We start from the raw sequence: 19,646 nt of genomic DNA on the forward strand, positions 1-19,646 counted from the left end.
ACTCTAAAAGCTTTGCAGCAAAGATTTAACTATCAAATACCATCCATCGACTAAAACAAATAACAATATTTTGAAAGGGAGTGATATCATAACCGGCGGAAGCATCATCATCCCCATTGACATCAGAACACTTGCGACCACCATGTCAATAATTAAAAATGGAATAAAGATCATAAAACCAATTTGAAATGCCGTCTTTAATTCTGAAATGGCAAAAGCGGGAACCATCGCCGTTAATGGAATATCTTTAATCGATTCAGGTGTATCCATTTTTGCGTAGCTAAGAAATAAAGCCAAATCTTTCTGTCTTGTATGTTTACTCATAAACTCTTTAATCGGCACTTCGGCTTTTTCATACGCCTGATTTAACGTGATGTCATCATTTAAAAGCGGCGTGAGCGCCTCTTTATTAATCTGTGAGAACGTGGGTGCCATGATAAAAAATGTGAGAAACAAAGCAAGTCCAACAAGCACTTGGTTTGGCGGCATTGAGTTGGTTGCAAGTGATGTTCTGACAAATGAAAGAACAATCACAATCCGTGTAAAACACGTCATTAAAATGAGAATGCCCGGTGCAACCGAAAATACAGTTAAAAGTAATAGAAGACGGACAGATGTGCTGATATTTCCTGCACCGCTGGAATTAAATAAATCGATAAACTCATTCATTTTGTTTCGGGCCTTTCTTTCTGACTTCTGATTGGGTCTTTTTCAATTCGGCTAGCTGCGCCTTTAAATTGGCTGAAAAAGAAGAAGTGGTCGGCAGATCATGTTTCTTTACCTGCGAGGTGAATTTTTTAACCATTTTTGGTAAATCGGTCTTACTCTCCATCGCTTCTTCATATTGTTTTACGATTGCTTCACATTCTTGTTCATCATCAATTTCTTTTAGCAGCTGGATTGAATCTGCTACGCCGACAACTAATACTCGTTTGCCCACCTTGATCAGCTGGACTGAACGGTTTTGTCCGACTGTCGTTCCCCCAATATTTTCAACATAGCGAAATGGTTTGAGTAAGCGGTTTTGCTTACCAACAAATCTCACCAATCCATAAATAAGCAGGATGACAAATAGTAAGGCACCAATCATTTTGACAAAATCCATAATGGAGACAGAAGAAGAGGGAACTTCTTCTGCCGGATTCGTTTGATTGTCAGTGGTTTTCTTCTCTGTATCCTTTTTGCTTTCTTTCTCATCTTTGATCCAGTCATTCACTGTGCCATTCTCAGGATCTTTCGTTTCAGCAAACAGTGAGGCAGGCTGCATCGTCAAGAAAAGCATAAAACTGATCATTGCTATACATATCAAACGTTTTTTCAACAAATCTTACACCCTTTTTTAGCCTAACGTTTTATTAATTGCTTCAAGTACACGGTCTGCCTGGAAGGGCTTCACGATAAAGTCTTTTGCGCCTGCTTGGATCGCGTCAATAACCATTGACTGCTGTCCCATTGCAGAACACATGATGATTTTTGCAGAAGCATCGATTTGTTTAATTTCTTTTAGTGCAGTGATTCCGTCCATTTCTGGCATTGTGATATCCATTGTGACAAGATCAGGAGATGTTTCTTTGTATTTTTCAACTGCTTGTGCGCCGTTTTCTGCTTCTCCTACTACATCAAATCCGTTTTTTACAAGAATATCCTTGATCATCATTCTCATGAATGCTGCATCATCTACGATTAATACCTTAGTAGCCATTTACTTATTCTCTCCCTGTATGTTTGTTTATTTTAAATTAGAAAGTCTTTCTGACTGGCTTAAAATGTCAGTCACACGAACACCAAAGTTCTCATCAATGACAACGACTTCCCCTTTGGCGACGATTCGTTTGTTAACTAGAATGTCTACTGGCTCACCAGCAAGTTTGTCCAGTTCAATGATACTTCCAGCTGAAAGCTCAAGAACTTCTTTCACACTGCGCTGAGTTCTTCCAAGTTCCACCGTAATGGAAAGCGGAATGTCCATCAGCATATCAAGATTTCCAAGCTGGCTTGTTGTATGCTGAGGCTCACTGAACGCTTCAAATTCGACTGGCGCCACATTTACAGGTGCTGCCGGCTTCGCCTGTCTTTTCGGCGGTGCTGCTTGTTGCGCTGGGGCAGACTGCGTTTGCGGTGCTGCCGGCTGAGGTTCAGGTATGCTCACTTGAGCTTCTTGAACAGGCTCTTCTTCATTCGCAGGGACTGTTAATTCTGCGATTAAATCCTTCGCAAATGTAATAGGATAAAGCTGCATAATATTTGAATCGATCAGTTCACCTATTGTTAATCTGAAGGATACTTTGACAAGCATTTCTTCAGCTGGAATGCGGTCTGTCCCTTCTCCTTCTTTCACATCAAGTAATTCGACGCGCGGCGGAGAAATATCAATCTTTTTATTAAAGACAGTCGACATAGACGTCGCAGCAGAACCCATCATTTGGTTCATCGCTTCTTGCACTGCACTTAAATGAATTTCGCTTAAAGAAGGGTCAGCATTTGTCCCGTCTCCACCCATCATTAAGTCCGCAATGACTGCTGCATCTGTTTGCTGAATAACAAGTAGGTTACTTGCGCTGAAGCCCTCCGTATAATTCACTTCAATAGCGACATACGGATGAGGAAATTCCTCATTCAGCTTACTTTTTTGAATTACTGTAACCGTTGGAGTTGTAATCTCCACTTTTTGATTTAATAGGGTTGAAAGTGCTGTTGCAGAGCTGCCAAATGAAATATTTCCGATTTCTCCAATGGCATCTTGCTCCATTGCAGAAAGGATTGTATCAGGCTCTATATCGTCATTGCTGCCTCCTTTAAGGAGCGCATCGATTTCGTCTTGTGATAATTTACTTCCGTTATTCTCCATCTTCTTCACCTCTTATGTCGTGATCTAGAATTTGAATCGCCTGTTTCCGATTCACGCGGCCGGCCTGTCCCAAGAATTTCGGTTTATTTCCGACCATAACAGTAAGAGGCGCATTTACTGGTTTGTCCAAGGCAATACAATCACCAATTTCCAAATTCAAAAACTCTTCCACCGTCATTTCCGATTGTCCCAGCTCTGCGACTACCGGTATTTTTGCCTTCATAATCCGTTTTTCAATGGCCTTTGTCTCTTGCTGTTTTGGTTCATTTCGTTCAGACTGCATCCAGTAGTGTACAGACAGCTTCGGAATAATAGGCTCTAATACAACGTGAGGAATACATAGGTTAATAACCCCGCTTACCTCGCCAATCTGTGTATTAAGAGAAATGACGACAACTGTTTCGTTTGGTGACACCATTTGAACAAACTGGGGATTTACCTCGAAATCTGCCATTTCAGGCTCGATGTCGGTTATGGACTGCCACGCTTCTCTGTAATTTTCCAAAGCTCCCTCAAACATGTTTGAGATAATCTTTGTTTCAATTTCTGTAAGTGATTCTGTCTTATTATGACTAATGCCAATCCCGCCCATCAGCCTGTCCATCATCGCATAGCCGATTGTTGGGTTCACTTCAAGCATGATTCTTCCTTCAAGCGGGCTGACATAAAATAAGTTTAATAATGTCATATTAGGAATCGAACGAATAAATTCTTCGTATGGTACTTGGTCAACCGAGCTGACAGTAATTTGAATATATGATCTTAGCTGCGCTGAAAAATGCGTGGTGAGCAGTCTAGCGAAGTTATCATGAATCCTTGTTAAACTTCGAATCTGGTCTTTTGAAAAGCGCAGTGCACGTTTAAAGTCGTACACTTTCACTTTTTTCGTCGTTTCTTCTTTTTTCAGCTCTTCTGCATCCATTTCGCCTGTTGAGATGGCGGATAATAATGCGTCGATCTCATTCTGGGAAAGCACTTCTCCTGACATTTCTTCACCTCCATCGCGTTAATTAATCGCCTCTATTGCAGATTAAAGGAGGTTATATATACTTCTTTCACCTTGCCATCTTGCAAATAGTTATTCACTTTGTTTTTGACTTGTGTTTTAAAATGTTCTCTGCCTTTTTTGCCATCAAGTTCATCTGCATTCGTGTCTGATAAAATGTCGATTACAGCATCTTTTACTTGGAAACTTCTTTTCTCAAGCTCTGATTTTGCTTTTTCAGAGTCCGTTTCAATATTCAGGACAAGTTTGACAGCATTTCCTTCAGACTTTAAATTGGTGATAATCTCAGGAATTTCAACAGAAGCTTTTACAACTTCATCTGCTGTTGGCTCTTTTTCAGCTTTTGCTTCTTCTGACCCATTCAGCAGAAAAACGATGCCTGCTCCAATTCCGACGATGGCAATAATCAAGATTAGCATTACTACGACTAATTTCTTCTTCATTCAAATTCCTCTATTCCTTGATTCAATGAAATGACTTGGATTTTTCTGTAGAAAGAAATGATTTTCTCTTGAAGCTGCTCTTCATCTTCTTTCACAACGAATTTCTTTCCATTGGCCAAAGTAATGGTCGTGTCTGGAAAACTTTCGATTTGCTCGATATGGAGAGCATTCAGCATAAATCTTTTGCCATTTAATCTTGTCACTTCAATCATATTGAGCAGAGAAGCGATCATCCGCTCCCCCTACCTCCTATCGTTTCAGATTCACAAGCTCTTGCAGAATTTCATCAGAAGTTGTGATCGTCTTTGCATTCGATTGGAATCCGCGCTGCGCGATAATCATTTCGGTAAACTCGTCTGTTAAATCAACGTTTGACATTTCAAGTTTACCTGTTTGAAGTTCACCTGTTCCTTGACTTCCAGGAGCGATGGCATTACTTGGCGCACCGGAACTGAGCGTTTGGCGGTATAGGTTATCCCCAATCTTATCTAATCCTCCTGCATTACTGAATGACACAAGTGATATTTGCCCAACAGTACGAGAAACGTTGTTCTCAACAACAGAAACGGTCCCATCTGGCCCTACACTAACACTTGACACATTGTCGCTTGGAACGTTGATTCTTTGCCCATCCATGCCAAGTAGATAGTTTCCATCAGGTGTTGCCAAATCCCCATTTGAATCAGGTTTGAAATTCCCTGTTCTTGTAAATAGGATTTCACCTTGCTTTTGAATACGGAAAAATCCATCTCCATTAATATAGAAATCAAATGGTTCGTCTGTATTTTGAGAAGAACCTGATTTCATGATTTTATCAATAGAAGATAAAGATGATCCTAAACCAATTTGTTTTGAGTTGATTGAGCCAGAGTTGTTCGTTGGTCCACCTGAGCTTGAAATGGTTTGACTGACCATATCTTTAAAAGTGATACGGCTTTTTTTGTATCCGTGTGTATTGACGTTGGCTACGTTGTTGGCTACCACATCTAATTTTGATTGGAAGTTTTTCATTCCGCTAATTCCTGAGTAAAGTGAGCGTAACATTTATTTTCCTCCTCGAATTACTTTGTTTTTTCTCCAACTGCTGTAACATCCCAAGGGCTGATTTTCGTTCCATCTTCCAAAATAAGCAAGTATTCATTGTCTATGTTTTTAACAGACTTCACAGTGCCCGATATCTCTTTATCATCCAGCTTGCCCGATACTTCTTTACCAATCCAGCCTACATACGTCGTAAACGGATCTTGGTGTGCAACAAATGTAGACATGAGCTGATTCAGCTTGGTGATCGAATCGTTCATATTGGTTTGCTGTTCTAAAGATGAAAAAGTGGCAAGCTGCGTGACAAACTCACGGTCATCAAGCGGATTTGTCGGATCTTGGTTTTGAAGCTGCGTGAGCAAAATCTTCAAGAATTGATCTTTGCCGAGCGTATCTGTTTTCTTTTCTGCTTTTGAAGAAGTGTCTGTTTGTGCGGCTGTTCTATTCGTAGCATCAACTGTTGCCATTAGATCTCCTCCTCTTCTTCATCTGACCCAACAAGAGCATCCAGAACATCTTGGAATTCTGCTTCCTGTTCATCAGTCTGCTGGAAATTCTGTCCTTTTGGCTGCTGCTGCTTGTTTTCTTCACTAAACTGTCCAAATAACGGCTGCTCATTTGATTGAAGCGGTATATGGAAACGGTCCACTTGAACCGACATATTCGGAAGCGCCTGCTTGAGCTGCGGAAGGTGATGCTCTAACAGCTCTTTTGCTGCTTGCGTTGAGGCTGTAATTTTACTCGCATACATACCGTTTTGTTTCGTTAGCTGAATGGTAATAAATCCAAGATTTTCAGGATTTAATCGAACGGTAAACCGTCCGCTTGAATTGCCAAACGGCGTGAATTTCATTTGCTTCCACGTGTTTAGAATTTGCTGATCAACTGTTCCTGGCTTTTCATCAGTCGTTTGTGTCTGCTGAACAGGAGCCGCTGACTGCAGTTGGAAAAGCTGCTTATGACCTGGCAGAAGCGAGTGGGTCATTATTTTTTCAGAAGCTGGCGCAGCAGTGCTTTGTCCTTTAACGACTTCTTTTTTGATGAGCCACTCAAGAGATGCATTCCCTTTTGCCGGAGAAGCGAGAGTAGATTCTTGTTTTGGAGAGACCAGATCCTTCAACTCTCCTAGTGAAATTTTCCACTCTTTGTCAGATCCTTTCGCACTCGCCATCATATGATCGATTAACTGATTAAAGTGCTTTAGCTCACTTTGAGTCATCGAATTCAGCTTTGGTGCTGAACCCTGCGAAAAGAACTGCTCTTTTACTTGTTGAATGAGTTTCTCATCTACCCCGTTTTTCGAAAGAAAGTGGATGAAGTCTTGACCTTTTCCTTCAATATCCTGCACAAGTTTCGCATCAAAACTGAGCGGCTGTTGATTGAGCAATTGATAGATGAAAAAGTGGACTTGTATGAGCTGTTCACTATGTTCAGAACCTGGCTTTTCAGCTTGATCACCGTAAATGGAAGATTCCATTTTTTGAAATAATTCTTCAAGTGACTTGAGATCAGTTGCTTCAAGCGTTTGACCTTGTAGTGTTTGACCTTGTAGTGTTTGAAGCGCATTTAGTAGATCTGCGCTCATTCCTTCTTCAGGTGATTGCATCCATTTTTCAATGATCTGCATCGCATCATTGATAGAAAGTGAGGCAGCAGCGGTTGTCTCAGCATGAACAGGACCGCTTTGGGCGCCTGCTCCGCTAAGTAATTGTCTAAACAAACCGCTGGCAGTTGCCGCGCCGCCTCCCTTTGTTCCCGAGAGACTTTGAGAAGATTGCTGTAAGGCTGCAATATCCAATAGCTTCACTTATTGTCCACCCCCATTTTCACGTTCTTCTTTTTTGGCAAGCTCTTTTGTAAACGTTGCTGCCTTCTGAGGTGTCAATTTTGCTAAAATGTCTGTCAGTTTATTTTTGCTCAGCTCTTCAAGGATTTTTAACGCCTCTTTATCACTTAGTTCTGATAAAATTTTGGCGGATTTCCCTGGGTCCATGCTTTCATAAATGCTGGCGATCTTTCCTTTTGTCTGCTGATTAGAGGATGCCGCTGCATCAGAGGACTCTGCTGCCGAGTTATTACCTGACGTATTATTTGATGAGCTGTTATTCGATGAACTGTCATTGGCTGGCGTATTCTTTGCATCATTTTCAGATGTTTTTTCAAGTGAGTTGATTTTTTGATTCAGTCTTTTAATCTCTTCATCACTTGTTTTCAAATCTTTTTGTGCAATTTCGAGTTCATTTTTTTGCTCTTTAATGGTCTTTTTCAGTTCTTTCAACTCTGCATCGCTTTGATCATTAGGTGAAGATGACGTTTTTGAGGTGTCATCTGAACCAACTAAGCTGCTGATCACCGGAATGTTTTGGAGCGGTTTCTTTAGATCAAAACCTGCCATATAAAGGATCGTGCCAGTGACAATCACAAGCACAATCAATGGGATGATGACAATAAACAAGATCCATTGAAATTTCCCGCCGCCTGATTCCTTCGTTTTTTCCTTCTTAGGCATTCTTCTCGACTCCTAATGTCCTTGAAACATGAATTGGCTGATAGAGATATCATCCATTTCTTTCATTTCAATTGCCTTATGTTCAAGGGAAAACTTTTCAAATTGCTTTTCTTTCATTTTTTCAAACTTTTTAAACTCAATGTTTTTTTCAGTTAAATCAGATTGTTTTTCATTCATTTGATGACGTTTCATGATCACAAGCTGCTGATAATGCTGAATGGTGTTATCTAAGTTGGTCACAAATTGCTGGTAATGACGCATTTCTTGAACACTCATTCCACTTCTCAGCTTTTCTTCTTTGCTTTTTTCCATTAGCTCTTTTTTACTCATATTTTCATAGAGTTTTTCAGCGACTTGCTCAAATGCCGAAACGGATTGTTGGTACGCTGCAAGTGACTTGTCTTTTTCACTTTCTTTCAGTTCTAAGAGCTTTTGAAATTTGTATTGATATCTCACTGTTTTTGTCAATCCTCTCTATTCATCAAACTGAGCAATAAACTCACACTGTCTTCAATAGATACAGCCTCATCTACATCCTGCTTCAAAAATGAAATCAGATGAGGGTAAGCCTGCATGGCCTCATCAATATCTTTGGAGGATCCTTTTTTATACGCTCCAATATTAATGAGGTCTTCAGCGTTTTGATAAGTGGATAAAAGCTGGCGGAACCGGTTAGCCGCTTCCTTGTGATCATGACTTGCGATATTGCTCATGACACGGCTGATACTTTTCAAAATATTAACAGCGGGAAATTGTCCTTTGTTGGCTAAAGCACGATCAAGGACAATGTGGCCGTCCAGGATCCCCCTCACCGTATCAGCAATCGGTTCATTCATATCGTCCCCATCAACAAGAACTGTGTAAAACGCTGTGATGGAACCAAGCTGATTTGTCCCAGTTCGTTCGAGCAATTTTGGCAGTATAGCGAACACTGATGGTGTATATCCTTTTGTTGTTGGCGGCTCGCCAGTTGCAAGACCTATTTCCCTTTGCGCCATGGCAACCCTCGTAACAGAATCCATCATGAACATGACATTTTTGCCTCTGTCTCTGAAATATTCCGCAATGGCTGTTGCAGTATAAGCAGCTTTCAGTCTCGTCAGTGCAGGCTGGTCAGAAGTTGCGACGACAACAATTGATCGCTTCAGTCCTTCAGCACCTAAATCCTTTTCAATAAACTCACGAACTTCACGGCCACGCTCTCCAACAAGGGCAATCACATTGAGGTCTGCTTCTGTCTGCTTTGCAATCATCCCCATTAAGGTACTTTTTCCAACACCACTTCCGGCAAAAATCCCGATCCTTTGACCAGTGCCAACTGTGAGCAGACTATCAATGACTCTAACGCCGACACCCATCTTTTCTCGAATAGGCGGTCTGTCCATCGGATTTGGGGGTGATTGATCTGTCGAAACAGGTGCAAGTCCTTTCGGAAGCATACTGCCATCAAGCGGATCACCGAAGGCATCAACGACTTCACCAATTAATCCAGTCCCTACTTTGACCTTCAGCGACTCACCCGTCGCTTCCACAAGACTTCCTGGTGAAATATTGGATGCTTCTACATAAGGCATGAGCAGAATGTTTTCATCTCTAAACCCTACGACCTCTGCTTTTATCGGATGGTGCTTGCTCCCTTTTTTATGAATGAGGCACACGTCACCGATCGAACTCTCCGGCCCCTTAGATTCAATCATCAGCCCAACCACTCGGTTGACTTTTCCAAATCGTTTATAAGGATCAGCGGTTTCAATCGTTTCTTTTAACACATCCATTTTCATTTGTGATCACCTGAATCAATGACTTCTAATAATTTTTCTTTCAGCTGATTCAATTGGGTATCAACACTCGCTTCCACTTTTCCAAAACTTGTTTCTACGTAACAAGTTCCTTTTGGCGCTTTTTCATCCGAGTAAATGGCAAGATGTGTATCCTTTTGAAGGATTCTAATCAATTCGTCTTTATATTCCATCACATGCTCGTAATGTTCAGGGTCAACATAGATGGAAATATCGTTATATTCTTTCACTTCTGAAATGACCTGCTTCACAAGAGCCAAAAATTGATCTTTCGTCTCCTCAGCTGCATTCCAAACGCGTTTAGCGAGTTCAAAAGCAAGTTCCACAATTTGCTCAGCAGAGCTTTCAATTTTTTCTTCGTAGTCCTGCCTTGCAAGACCGACGATGTCATTTGCTTGATCAAGAATAGCTTGGTACTGCAAATTCGCATCTGCTTCGCCCTTTTGAAAGCCGTCTTGATAACCTGCTTGTTTCGCTTCTTCAATGAGCTGTATTCTTTCTTCTTCAAAATCAGTTCTGCGCTGATTGATTTCAGCCATTGTTTTTTCCAGCTCACTGTTTGCTTGTTCTAATATGCGGCTCGCTTGATCTTCTGCATCACTAAGTACAAGCTGCGATGCTTCGGTTTCATTGACAAGCTCTTCTTCGTGATGTTCTCTTTTAAACTCCACTTGCTGTAAAGGAATCGTTTGCCGTCCTTGTTCAGGAATAACAGATGTTTCATGTTTGATAATCCTAGACAATGATATCGTCTCCTCCGCCTCGAGCTATGACGATTTCTCCAGCTTCCTCAAGTCGTCTTACGATGCTGACAATACGGGTTTGTGCTTCCTCGACATCTCTAAGCCGGACAGGCCCCATAAACTCCATTTCTTCTTTGAATGTTTCGACCATCCGCTGTGACATGTTGCGGAAGACAATTTCTTTGACCTCTTCGCTTGCCACTTTGAGTGCGAGCAATAAGTCATCATTTTCAACATCTCTGATGACGCGCTGAATCGCTCTGCTGTCAAGAGTGACAATATCTTCAAAGACAAACATACGTTTCTTAATTTCATCAGCAAGTTCAGGATCTTGAATTTCAAGTGTGTCTAAAATGGTCTTCTCCGTAGCACGGTCTACACCATTTAGCACTTCCACAACCGCTTCGACTCCGCCTGTTTGCGTGTAGTCCTGCGTAAAGGTTGAAGACAGCTTTTGTTCAAGAATGCGTTCCACCTCATTGATGATCTCTGGAGATGTGCGATCCATTAAGGCAATACGTCTTGCAACCTCAGTTTGTACTTCCTCGCCTAATTCAGATAAAATTTGCCCAGCCTGCACTGGATCCAGGTAGGAAAGGATGAGCGCAATCGTTTGTGGATGCTCATGCTGGATAAAGTTCAAAATTTGTTCTGGTTCAGCCTTTCGAGCAAAATCAAATGGTTTGACTTGAAGAGAGGATGTTAACCGGTTTAAGATGCTGTCCGCTTTTTCCTCACCAAGCGCTTTTTCAAGCACTTGTCTTGCGTACATAAGACCGCCCTGCGATATGTAGTCCTGCGCGATGGCAATGCTGTGAAACTCTTCGATGATTTCATCTTTTTTAGCAGTATCTACACTTCGTACATTGGAAATTTCTAATGTTAATTTTTCTATTTCGTCTTCAGACAGATGTTTGTATACAGATGCTGACACGTCTAGCCCTAAGGAAATCATTAGGATTGCTGCTTTTTGTCTGCCTGTTAGTCGATTTGGATCTTTTCTCGACATGTGTATTCCTCCTAATCCTCGGACAGCCAGCTGCGTAGCAATTTAGCAAAGTCTTCTGGTTTTTCTTTTGCCATTTTTTCAAGCTGATTTTTTCTCACCATTTCTTCTGTTTCTGGTTCAGTGTCGATATCAGGAACATCGATTGGTGTACGTTCATCAAACTCAAACTCTTCTTCCTCATCTCTTCTACGCTTGCGTACAAGAAGAATGATAAGAGCGATAATTGCAAGTAGGAGCACACCGCCTACAATATAAACCCAGATTGGAATATTGTTTGAAGGGTTATCTGCCGCAGTTTGCTGTTTACCGTCTAATTTTGATACAGATAAAACGATTTTGTTATCTAAGTCTGCTTGAGTGAGCGCTTGACCATTTGTGTATTCTTTATCAATCGATGTGCTAATGATCGTTGAAAGAATCTTTTTGATATCATCTTGTCTTTCAGCTGTTAAAGAGTTTGCATCGTTTGCAGTTGGTGGTTCGACCAACGCTTGAATGCCAACATCTCTAATTTTATAAGGGCTTTCTTTGATATCTTTATGAATGCGGTTGACTTCATAATTGATACGATCTTCACTCTTTTCGTAATCTCCGCTTCCATTCGCTCCATCGGCACCTTGATAATTTGTGACATCATCGTCACCTGTTCCAGCGGTGCCTCCAGCTGCTGCTCCATTGCCTGAATATGTTTCAGCAATCTTTTCAGCGCTGACAGCAATCCCCTGCATGTTTTCTTTATCAACAGGTTCTACAAGGTCTTCTTTTCTTTTTTCTTCAGTAAAATCAATGTCTGTTGTGACCGATACAGCCACTTTATCTTGACCCATCATTGTTCCGAGCAGCTGCTGAATTTTTCTTTGAAGATTCTTTTCGATTTCCTCTTTTTTCTGCTGCTGTGCATCCATTCCACTTGCATAAGAATCGGAACTGGTGTTTAAGTCGTAGTAGTTGGAATCTTGGTCCATAATGACAATGTTTTCTGTTTTTAAATTCGGCACACTTTTTGAAATAAGATGATAAAGGCCTTTTACTTGCTGCGGCGTAAGCGTGTAGCCAGGCTCAACTTGCAGCACAATGGATGCTGATGCATTACTTTGCTCTTCTCCAACAAAAACGGAATCTTTTGGCAGGTTAATCATCACTTTTGAATCTTTAATCCCATCAATTGTATTGATCAGATTGGATAGTTCTGTCTGAGTTGCGTCTACTTTCAGAACATCAAATTCATTATCTGTTAAACCGAAGCCTGAATTGTTTGCAAAGAAGGAATAATCAATGTTGCCTGTCTTAGGAAGCCCTTCAGATGCGAGTGTTACTTTTAAAGAGTCTGCTTGCTTTTCTGGAACGAGAATCGTTGTTCCATTGTTTGCAAGTTCCGATTTAACGTTTTTGCCATCTAGTTCCTGTTTGATTTGTCCAGCTTCTGCCTCAGACAAGTCTCTAAAGAGCGGAACCATTTTTTCAGAAGAAGCAAAGATGCTAACAACCGTAATAATGATTGCTAGGGCAGCAACGCCGCCAATCATGAGTATTTTTTGTAATTTTGATCGATTTCGCCAAAACTCAACTGTTTTTGTTCTTAATTGCATTAAAGTACGATTCATCTTAACCCCCGGTCATTCCATTCAGTCTTTTTTTGTCCACCAGCACCTCCTACATCTGCATTCTCATAATCTCTTGGTACGCTTCGACTGCTTTATTTCGAAACTCTGTCGCAGCTGTGAGTGTGACACTCGCTTTTTGTGAAGCAATCATGACTTCATCGAGATTGACATCTTTTCCTTGTGCAAGCGCATTTGTATACTGGTCTGATTTCAGCTGTGATTGATTTAATGCCTCAATGGAATTCTTCAGCACATCAGAGAAATTCGTTTGACTTTTAGGTGCAGCCGCCTGCAAGGACGATGCATTCGTCAATTCACTTGCTTGCTGAGCGGTTTGAAGCTGGAAAGGAGATATTGCATTAACCAATTGTTTTCACCTTACTTTCCTATTTCTAAAGCTTTCATCAGCATGCTTTTGTTCGCATTTAGAGCAGTCACGTTTGCTTCATATGATCTTGAGCTGCTGATGAGGTCGACCATTTCTTTTAATGGATCGACATTTGGTGTTTGAACATATCCATTTTCATTGGCATCGGGATTTGTAGGATCATATTGAAGGTTGAATGGAGTTTCGTCTTCTGTAATCTTTGTTACTTTGACGCCGTTTCCTAATTTGCCGCTCGAATTCATACTTGAGTTCAATATAGATGAAAATGATTCACCTGACGGCTGTAATGTGACAAGTTTACGTCTATAAGGCTCCCAGTTGCCATCAACCTGTTTAGCTCTTGTTGTATCCATATTTGCAAGGTTTGAGGATACAACGTCCATTCTGAGCCTCTGTGCCGTTAATGCTGAGGCCGAAGCGTTCACTCCTGAAAAAATCGACATCACTTACCTCCTGTCAAAACTGTTTTAAGAGAATTAAATTTCCCGCTCATTCTTTCCACCAAAGCATTATACTGAATTTGGTTTTTAGCGAGTTCACTCATCTCTTGATCAATATCGACATTATTTCCGTTTTCTTGATATGAAGTACGGTTGCTAGAAACAACTGAATAATTAGACCCTGTTTTTGAAAAATCAATGTGACCTTGGTATGTTTTTTTAGCATCTAATTTGTTCGATGCGTCATTTAGCATGTCATGGAATGCGACGTTTTTCGACTTGTAGTTCGGTGTGTCTATATTCGCGATATTATTGCTTATGACTTTTTGCTTAACATTCGCTCTGCCTAAGGCATTCTCAAGGTTGCTTATCGTTCCAGAAAATATATCCAAAACCATATACCTCCAATCATATGTATTTCATTCCATTTAATCATGTCGAGATTTGTAAAACCATATGTTCATTGTAAGAAATAATAGGATTAAAGTCTATGATGTATATGTAAAAAAAACTCGTAATATATATCTATTTTACGAATAGGTATAAAGGCCTAGATTCAAAGCACTACAGATTTGTAAGGGGTTTCTTGGAAAAAAGAGTGACATTTTTCGGACAAATCCTCATTTTTTCTCATAAAAAAACCCTTTTCAGCATTTATTTCGGCCAAAAAGGGTTTTTGATTAATGAGATTTTAAATTTTCGAGTTCAATTAAAAATTTGTTATTTAACACTTTGATGTACGTTCCCTTCATTCCAAGAGAACGAGATTCGATTACGCCTGCACTTTCTAACTTACGTAAGGCGTTTACGATCACTGAACGAGTGATCCCTACACGGTCTGCAATTTTACTTGCGACAAGAAGACCTTCGTTTCCATCAAGCTCTTCAAAAATGTGTTCAATCGCTTCAAGCTCACTGTATGAAAGAGAGCTAATCGCCATTTGGACAACCGCTTTACTTCTTGCTTCTTCTTCGATTTCCTCTGCTTTCTCGCGAAGAATCTCCATTCCAACAACTGTTGCCCCGTATTCAGCAAGAATTAAATCATCATCTGTGAATGTATCTTGTAAGCGGGACAGGATTAACGTACCTAAACGATCTCCTCCGCCGATAATTGGAACAATTGTTGTTAAACCTGATTGGAATAAGTCACGGTTCTCAATCGGGAAAGCTGTATATTCACTGTTAATATCAAGGTTTGAAGACGTTTCTGGGACATTGAATAGACTCTTTGTATATTCTTCAGGGAACTGACGATCTTCAAGCATTTTTTTCATACGTGCATTTTCGATCTGTTGATTAATGGAGTAACCAAGAAGCTTTCCCCTTCTGCTTAATACGAAAATGTTTGAATCAATGACATCTCTCAGTGTTTCTGCCATTTCTTTGAAATTAACTGGTTTCCCCGCTGCATCTTGCAGCATTGAGTTAATAATCCTTGTTTTTTGTAGTAACGCCATAATAATGATCCTCCTAGATTACTTTATTCATTTGTTAAAGTATAAATTGACTTAAATCTTTGTTATTTGCAATCTTTCCTAGCTTCTCTTCGACATACTGAGGGGTAATGGTCACTTTCTCCATCGTAATATCAGGCGCCTCAAATGAAAGCTCTTCAAGCAGCTTCTCAAGTATGGTATGAAGCCTTCTTGCACCGATGTTATCTGTCTCCTGATTGACATGATAAGCCACTTCGGCAATCTTATGAATAGCATCGTCAGAAAATTCAAGAGATATACCTTCTGTTTCAAGTAAAGCTTTATATTGCTTTAATAATGCATTATCTGGTTCCGTTAAGATTTTCACAAAGTCTTCTATACTTAATTTATCTAATTCTACACGAATTGGGAAGCGCCCCTGAAGCTCGGGAATCAAATCTGATGGCTTTGCCATATGAAATGCACCTGCTGCAACAAAAAGCACATGATCAGTTTTAACGGCACCATATTTCGTCATCACAGTTGAACCTTCTACAATCGGTAAAATATCACGCTGAACCCCTTCACGAGAAACATCTGCAGATGATGCACCGCCGCTTTTGGCGATTTTGTCGATTTCATCGATAAAAATAATTCCTTGCTGCTCTGCTTTGTAGACTGCTTCCTGACTGACTTCATCCATATCAATCAGTTTTGAAGCTTCCTCAGCCGTTAACGCCTTTCTTGCTTCTCTGACAGTCAGCTTTCTGCGTTTTTTCTTTTTAGGCATGAGATTGCCGAGCGCATCCTGCATGTTCATACCCATTTGCTCCATACCCGAGCCTTGAAGCATATCAAACATGGAAGGCTGCTGTTCTTCTACTTCGATCGTGACGTAATGATCTTCAAGTTCTCCCATCGCCAGCTGATGAGCAATTCGCTTTCTTGTCGATTCGAGTTCCACTTCTTCATTTGAATGATCTCGATCACGGTCATCTTCATCTGAACCGCCAAACAGCATCTCAAAAGGATTTTTTACAGACTGGCTTTTTTTCTTACCAGGAACAAGTAAATGAACAAGACGTTTATTTGCTTGTTTTTCTGCTTCTTCTTGAACATCTTTCATTTTTTCTTCTTTGACGAGTCTAATCGCTGTTTCAACTAAATCTCTCACCATTGACTCTACGTCACGGCCAACATAACCCACTTCAGTAAATTTCGTCGCTTCGACTTTAATAAAAGGCGCACCAGAAATTCGAGCAATTCTGCGGGCAATTTCTGTTTTCCCCACACCTGTAGGGCCGATCATTAAAATATTTTTAGGAACGACTTCATCCTTTAGCTTATCATGTAAAAGACTTCTTCTGTAACGGTTTCTTAAAGCCACCGCCACTGCTTTTTTCGCATCAAGCTGACCAATGATGTATTGATCGAGCTTTTCAACTATCTCTCTTGGGGTGAACGGCTTTTTCTCCATACGTCTCATGTCCTTTCTATTCAAGCTCTTCTAAAGTGATTTGATCGTTCGTGTAGACACAGATTTCTCCGGCCGTTTCAAGAGCGGCCTTTGCAATTTCTCTCGCTGAGAGATGATCGCCTGCATGGGTTTTGAGTGCTCTCCCGGCGCTAAGCGCATAGTTTCCGCCTGAGCCAATTGCCAAAATCCCATCATCTGGTTCGATGACCTCTCCAGTTCCAGAGACGAGCAGGATGCTTTCTTTGTTCATGACGATGAGCATGGCCTCAAGCTGCCTTAGCATCTTATCACTTCGCCATTCCTTCGCTAGTTCTACGGCTGCCCGCTTTAAGTTGCCACCATATTCTTCAAGCTTTGTTTCAAACTTTTCAAAGAGTGTAAAAGCATCTGCTACTGAACCTGCAAAACCTGCAAGCACCTTGCCTCCGAAAAGACGGCGCACTTTTTTTGCTGTGTGTTTCATCACGACAGCCTGCCCGAAAGTAACTTGACCGTCGCCAGCCATTGCACTTTTTCCTTTATGTTGAACGGCAAAGATGGTTGTTGCATGAAATGATGACATGAAAAAACCTCCTTTTAGGATCGTTTAAAAGCCCTTGGGTGATGAGACATGTACGTGTTTCTTAAAGAATCTTTTGATACATGCGTGTACACCTGTGTAGATGATAAATTTGAATGACCGAGAAGTTCTTGAACACTTCTCAAATCCGCCCCCTCGTTTAAGAGATGCGTGGCAAAGGTGTGCCTTAACATGTGAGGATGGATATGTAATGTACCTGACGCCTTTTTCATTAATTCAGTGAGAATGAATCGAACACCTCGGTCTGTAAGAGGCGTCCCGCGCTGATTCAAAAACACATGTGCATCAGCGCGGTCTTTCCCCTTAGATTTCAGCTTCTGCCTTCCATCCTCTAAATAAGTAATGAGCGCTTCATGAGCATATGACCCGAAAGGAACATACCGCTGCTTACTGCCTTTCCCATGAACAAGCACTGTATCCATCGATAAATCAAGATCAGATTCTTTTAATGAACATAACTCACTGACCCTCATACCTGTTGCATAAAGAAGTTCTAAAATGGCTTGATTTCTTTGCCCAAGCGGTGTGCTGACATCAGAAACTGTAAAAAGCTCTTTTAGTTCCTCCTCATACAAAAATGAAGGAATCCGCTTATCCTGTTTTGGTAAGCTAACGAGTAAAAAAGGATTTTCTTTCACAAGCTGTTCTCTTAATAAAAATTTATAAAAGCTGCGAAGCGCAGAGACTTTCTTACTAATCGTTCTTCTTGTCAGGCCTTTTTCATAAGCTTCTGTTAAATAAATTCTCGTATCTTGATAGGATACCTCTTCAAAACCGTCTATTCCTTGAATGTTCATAAATCTGACAAACTCTTCAATGGCTTCTGTATATCCTGAGATCGTTAAAGCTGAATAGTTTTTTTCAATTTGCAGATATTCAATGAATAAGTGGACAAGACGCTGTTTATTCGTCATTTTTACACCTCTTTAAGGCTTTTAAATGGTATCACATATCTTGCTTTCCGTGCAATGTTTTACTACAGAGATTTCGAAATAGTTTGAATAGTTTCGATTGCGCGCTTAGCGTACTCTGCATAACGTTCTTGTTTGTTTTTAATTCGAACACCTAGATCTTTCAGCAAACCAAAATTCGCATTCATCGGCTGGAAGCTTTTCTTGTTTGTCGATGTGATGTAATAAGCCATACTGCCAATCGCCGTTTCCTCAGGAAGTGTCACAAGCTCTTCTCCTTTGACAAAACGAGCGGCGTTAATGCCAGCCACAAGTCCGGAAGCTGCAGACTCGACATACCCTTCAACGCCTGTCATTTGTCCGGCAAAGAATAGATCATCTCTATTTTTAAACTGATAAGTCGGTCTTAAAAGGCTTGGCGAGTTAATAAATGTATTACGGTGCATCACCCCGTAACGAACAATCTCTGCTTCTTCAAGGCCTGGAATCAAACGGAATACTTCCTTTTGATCGCCCCACTTCAGATGTGTCTGGAAGCCAACGATGTTATATAAAGTACCTGCTGCATCATCCTGTCTTAATTGAACAACAGCGTAAGGTCTTTTTCCTGTTTTCGGATCTTCCAGTCCTACTGGCTTCATCGGGCCAAACAGCATCGTTTTCTTTCCTCTTTTCGCCATGACTTCAATTGGCATGCAGCCTTCAAAGAAGATTTCTTTTTCAAATTCTTTTAATGGCACAGTTTCAGCAGAAATGAGCGCCTCATAAAAACGATCGAATTCTTCTTCTGTCATTGGACAGTTTAAATAAGCGGCTTCTCCTTTGTCATAGCGTGATTTCAAATACACCTTATCCATATCAATGCTATCTTTCTCTAGAATAGGTGCCGCTGCATCGTAGAAATAGAGATATTCTTCTCCTGTTAACGATTTTAATTCTTTTGAAAGTGCTTCTGATGTCAGCGGGCCAGTTGCGATAATTGTCGGACCTTCTGGAATGCTTTGCACTTCTTCTTGAAAGACCGTAACATTCGGATGATTTTTCACGCGATCTGTCACGTTTGCTGCAAATTCATGACGATCTACTGCAAGCGCGCCGCCCGCAGGAACTGAGCTTTCATCTGCCGCTGCGATAATGGCTGAATCTAAATGACGCATTTCTTCCTTTAATACACCTACTGCATTCGTCAAAGCGTTCGCACGCAGTGAGTTGCTGCATACAAGCTCCGCAAATTTATCTGTGTGGTGAGCCGGCGTTTGTTTCACAGGTCTCATTTCATATAAATTGACTTTAATTCCTCGTTTAGCGATTTGCCATGCAGCTTCACTTCCAGCTAAACCGGCTCCGATCACATTTACAAATTGACTCATTGGACAACTCTCCTATTTCGTAAGTTCTGTTTGATGACATAAAAAAGCAGGTGAACAAGG

24 protein-coding genes are annotated in these 19,646 nt (G+C 40.8%); all 24 read right to left on the bottom strand.

Annotated elements, in window-relative coordinates:
- Positions 1 to 3: 3 nt before the first annotated feature.
- Positions 4 to 669 (bottom strand): flagellar type III secretion system pore protein FliP, encoded by a 666-nt coding sequence (gene fliP, locus QSJ46_RS10495; protein ID WP_008354479.1) that lies wholly within the window; start codon positions 667 to 669, stop codon positions 4 to 6.
- A complete protein-coding gene (fliZ, locus tag QSJ46_RS10500) occupies positions 662 to 1,321 on the bottom strand; it encodes a flagella biosynthesis regulatory protein FliZ (RefSeq protein ID WP_047202166.1) in 660 nt (219 codons plus the stop codon). Before fliZ ends, fliP begins: the two co-directional genes overlap by 8 nt.
- An 18-nt stretch (positions 1,322 to 1,339) precedes the next feature.
- Positions 1,340 to 1,702, bottom strand: coding sequence for a chemotaxis protein CheY (locus QSJ46_RS10505; RefSeq protein WP_007499584.1), 363 nt, complete (start codon positions 1,700 to 1,702; stop codon positions 1,340 to 1,342).
- A gap of 27 nt (positions 1,703 to 1,729) precedes the next feature.
- Positions 1,730 to 2,848: a flagellar motor switch phosphatase FliY gene (gene fliY, locus QSJ46_RS10510; RefSeq protein WP_224928250.1), complete on the bottom strand. Its 1,119-nt coding sequence runs from the start codon at positions 2,846 to 2,848 to the stop codon at positions 1,730 to 1,732.
- Positions 2,838 to 3,836: a flagellar motor switch protein FliM gene (gene fliM / locus QSJ46_RS10515; protein ID WP_024424167.1), complete on the bottom strand. Its 999-nt coding sequence runs from the start codon at positions 3,834 to 3,836 to the stop codon at positions 2,838 to 2,840. Before fliM ends, fliY begins: the two co-directional genes overlap by 11 nt.
- Positions 3,837 to 3,868: 32 nt before the next feature.
- Positions 3,869 to 4,297: a flagellar basal body-associated protein FliL gene (fliL, locus tag QSJ46_RS10520; RefSeq protein WP_107163661.1), complete on the bottom strand. Its 429-nt coding sequence runs from the start codon at positions 4,295 to 4,297 to the stop codon at positions 3,869 to 3,871.
- Complete coding sequence (swrD, locus tag QSJ46_RS10525; protein WP_285604792.1) at positions 4,294 to 4,509, bottom strand: swarming motility protein SwrD; 216 nt, start codon at positions 4,507 to 4,509, stop codon at positions 4,294 to 4,296. Before swrD ends, fliL begins: the two co-directional genes overlap by 4 nt.
- A gap of 37 nt (positions 4,510 to 4,546) precedes the next feature.
- Positions 4,547 to 5,341, bottom strand: a complete 795-nt coding sequence (gene flgG / locus QSJ46_RS10530) for a flagellar basal body rod protein FlgG (RefSeq protein WP_107163660.1) — start codon at positions 5,339 to 5,341, stop codon at positions 4,547 to 4,549.
- Positions 5,342 to 5,358: 17 nt separating this feature from the next.
- A complete protein-coding gene (gene flgD, locus QSJ46_RS10535; protein ID WP_039178531.1) occupies positions 5,359 to 5,805 on the bottom strand; it encodes a flagellar hook assembly protein FlgD in 447 nt (148 codons plus the stop codon).
- Entirely contained in the window at positions 5,805 to 7,145 is a 1,341-nt protein-coding gene (locus QSJ46_RS10540) for a flagellar hook-length control protein FliK (protein ID WP_285604702.1), read from the bottom strand. The genes flgD and QSJ46_RS10540 overlap by 1 nt, the downstream gene beginning before the upstream one ends.
- Positions 7,146 to 7,847: a MotE family protein gene (locus tag QSJ46_RS10545; protein ID WP_058837704.1), complete on the bottom strand. Its 702-nt coding sequence runs from the start codon at positions 7,845 to 7,847 to the stop codon at positions 7,146 to 7,148.
- A gap of 12 nt (positions 7,848 to 7,859) precedes the next feature.
- Positions 7,860 to 8,303 carry a flagellar export protein FliJ gene (gene fliJ, locus QSJ46_RS10550; RefSeq protein ID WP_024424173.1) on the bottom strand — a complete coding sequence of 148 codons (444 nt, stop codon included), beginning with the start codon at positions 8,301 to 8,303 and terminating at the stop codon, positions 7,860 to 7,862.
- 8 nt (positions 8,304 to 8,311) lie between these two features.
- Entirely contained in the window at positions 8,312 to 9,628 is a 1,317-nt protein-coding gene (gene fliI / locus QSJ46_RS10555) for a flagellar protein export ATPase FliI (RefSeq protein WP_047202160.1), read from the bottom strand.
- The gene (gene fliH, locus QSJ46_RS10560) at positions 9,625 to 10,389 is read right to left on the bottom strand and encodes a flagellar assembly protein FliH (protein WP_047202159.1); all 765 of its coding nucleotides are present in this window, start codon (positions 10,387 to 10,389) and stop codon (positions 9,625 to 9,627) included. Before fliH ends, fliI begins: the two co-directional genes overlap by 4 nt.
- Complete coding sequence (gene fliG, locus QSJ46_RS10565; protein WP_107163657.1) at positions 10,382 to 11,398, bottom strand: flagellar motor switch protein FliG; 1,017 nt, start codon at positions 11,396 to 11,398, stop codon at positions 10,382 to 10,384. Before fliG ends, fliH begins: the two co-directional genes overlap by 8 nt.
- An 11-nt stretch (positions 11,399 to 11,409) precedes the next feature.
- The gene (gene fliF / locus QSJ46_RS10570; RefSeq protein WP_039178517.1) at positions 11,410 to 13,002 is read right to left on the bottom strand and encodes a flagellar basal-body MS-ring/collar protein FliF; all 1,593 of its coding nucleotides are present in this window, start codon (positions 13,000 to 13,002) and stop codon (positions 11,410 to 11,412) included.
- A 49-nt stretch (positions 13,003 to 13,051) separates the two neighbouring features.
- The gene (gene fliE / locus QSJ46_RS10575; RefSeq protein WP_039178515.1) at positions 13,052 to 13,369 is read right to left on the bottom strand and encodes a flagellar hook-basal body complex protein FliE; all 318 of its coding nucleotides are present in this window, start codon (positions 13,367 to 13,369) and stop codon (positions 13,052 to 13,054) included.
- 11 nt (positions 13,370 to 13,380) lie between these two features.
- The gene (flgC, locus tag QSJ46_RS10580) at positions 13,381 to 13,833 is read right to left on the bottom strand and encodes a flagellar basal body rod protein FlgC (protein ID WP_024424179.1); all 453 of its coding nucleotides are present in this window, start codon (positions 13,831 to 13,833) and stop codon (positions 13,381 to 13,383) included.
- Entirely contained in the window at positions 13,833 to 14,222 is a 390-nt protein-coding gene (flgB, locus tag QSJ46_RS10585; protein ID WP_039178512.1) for a flagellar basal body rod protein FlgB, read from the bottom strand. The genes flgC and flgB overlap by 1 nt, the downstream gene beginning before the upstream one ends.
- A gap of 288 nt (positions 14,223 to 14,510) precedes the next feature.
- Positions 14,511 to 15,290, bottom strand: coding sequence for a GTP-sensing pleiotropic transcriptional regulator CodY (gene codY, locus QSJ46_RS10590; protein WP_007499612.1), 780 nt, complete (start codon positions 15,288 to 15,290; stop codon positions 14,511 to 14,513).
- A gap of 34 nt (positions 15,291 to 15,324) precedes the next feature.
- Positions 15,325 to 16,725, bottom strand: coding sequence for an ATP-dependent protease ATPase subunit HslU (gene hslU / locus QSJ46_RS10595; RefSeq protein ID WP_047202158.1), 1,401 nt, complete (start codon positions 16,723 to 16,725; stop codon positions 15,325 to 15,327).
- A gap of 16 nt (positions 16,726 to 16,741) precedes the next feature.
- A complete protein-coding gene (gene hslV, locus QSJ46_RS10600) occupies positions 16,742 to 17,287 on the bottom strand; it encodes an ATP-dependent protease subunit HslV (RefSeq protein WP_024424181.1) in 546 nt (181 codons plus the stop codon).
- Positions 17,288 to 17,301: 14 nt separating this feature from the next.
- A complete protein-coding gene (xerC, locus tag QSJ46_RS10605; protein ID WP_212042671.1) occupies positions 17,302 to 18,219 on the bottom strand; it encodes a tyrosine recombinase XerC in 918 nt (305 codons plus the stop codon).
- A 62-nt stretch (positions 18,220 to 18,281) separates the two neighbouring features.
- Positions 18,282 to 19,586, bottom strand: coding sequence for an FADH(2)-oxidizing methylenetetrahydrofolate--tRNA-(uracil(54)-C(5))-methyltransferase TrmFO (trmFO, locus tag QSJ46_RS10610; protein WP_034317774.1), 1,305 nt, complete (start codon positions 19,584 to 19,586; stop codon positions 18,282 to 18,284).
- Positions 19,587 to 19,646 lie beyond the last annotated feature (60 nt).

Source organism: Bacillus sp. YKCMOAS1 (assembly GCF_030268125.1).
Classification (GTDB): Bacteria; Bacillota; Bacilli; order Bacillales; family Bacillaceae; genus Bacillus; species Bacillus safensis.

Excerpts from the sequence above, each read along its gene's own strand:
- fliP (WP_008354479.1), bottom strand. The coding sequence starts at position 669 with ATGAATGAGTTTATCGATTTATTTAATTCCAGCGGTGCAGGAAATATC.
- QSJ46_RS10505 (WP_007499584.1), bottom strand. The coding sequence starts at position 1,702 with ATGGCTACTAAGGTATTAATCGTAGATGATGCAGCATTCATGAGAATG.
- fliY (WP_224928250.1), bottom strand. The coding sequence starts at position 2,848 with ATGGAGAATAACGGAAGTAAATTATCACAAGACGAAATCGATGCGCTC.
- fliM (WP_024424167.1), bottom strand. The coding sequence starts at position 3,836 with ATGTCAGGAGAAGTGCTTTCCCAGAATGAGATCGACGCATTATTATCC.
- fliL (WP_107163661.1), bottom strand. The coding sequence starts at position 4,297 with ATGAAGAAGAAATTAGTCGTAGTAATGCTAATCTTGATTATTGCCATC.
- swrD (WP_285604792.1), bottom strand. The coding sequence starts at position 4,509 with ATGATTGAAGTGACAAGATTAAATGGCAAAAGATTTATGCTGAATGCT.
- flgG (WP_107163660.1), bottom strand. The coding sequence starts at position 5,341 with ATGTTACGCTCACTTTACTCAGGAATTAGCGGAATGAAAAACTTCCAA.
- flgD (WP_039178531.1), bottom strand. The coding sequence starts at position 5,805 with ATGGCAACAGTTGATGCTACGAATAGAACAGCCGCACAAACAGACACT.
- QSJ46_RS10545 (WP_058837704.1), bottom strand. The coding sequence starts at position 7,847 with ATGCCTAAGAAGGAAAAAACGAAGGAATCAGGCGGCGGGAAATTTCAA.
- fliI (WP_047202160.1), bottom strand. The coding sequence starts at position 9,628 with ATGAAAATGGATGTGTTAAAAGAAACGATTGAAACCGCTGATCCTTAT.
- fliG (WP_107163657.1), bottom strand. The coding sequence starts at position 11,398 with ATGTCGAGAAAAGATCCAAATCGACTAACAGGCAGACAAAAAGCAGCA.
- fliF (WP_039178517.1), bottom strand. The coding sequence starts at position 13,002 with ATGAATCGTACTTTAATGCAATTAAGAACAAAAACAGTTGAGTTTTGG.
- flgC (WP_024424179.1), bottom strand. The coding sequence starts at position 13,833 with ATGTCGATTTTTTCAGGAGTGAACGCTTCGGCCTCAGCATTAACGGCA.
- codY (WP_007499612.1), bottom strand. The coding sequence starts at position 15,290 with ATGGCGTTACTACAAAAAACAAGGATTATTAACTCAATGCTGCAAGAT.
- hslU (WP_047202158.1), bottom strand. The coding sequence starts at position 16,725 with ATGGAGAAAAAGCCGTTCACCCCAAGAGAGATAGTTGAAAAGCTCGAT.
- hslV (WP_024424181.1), bottom strand. The coding sequence starts at position 17,287 with ATGTCATCATTTCATGCAACAACCATCTTTGCCGTTCAACATAAAGGA.
- xerC (WP_212042671.1), bottom strand. The coding sequence starts at position 18,219 with ATGACGAATAAACAGCGTCTTGTCCACTTATTCATTGAATATCTGCAA.
- trmFO (WP_034317774.1), bottom strand. The coding sequence starts at position 19,586 with ATGAGTCAATTTGTAAATGTGATCGGAGCCGGTTTAGCTGGAAGTGAA.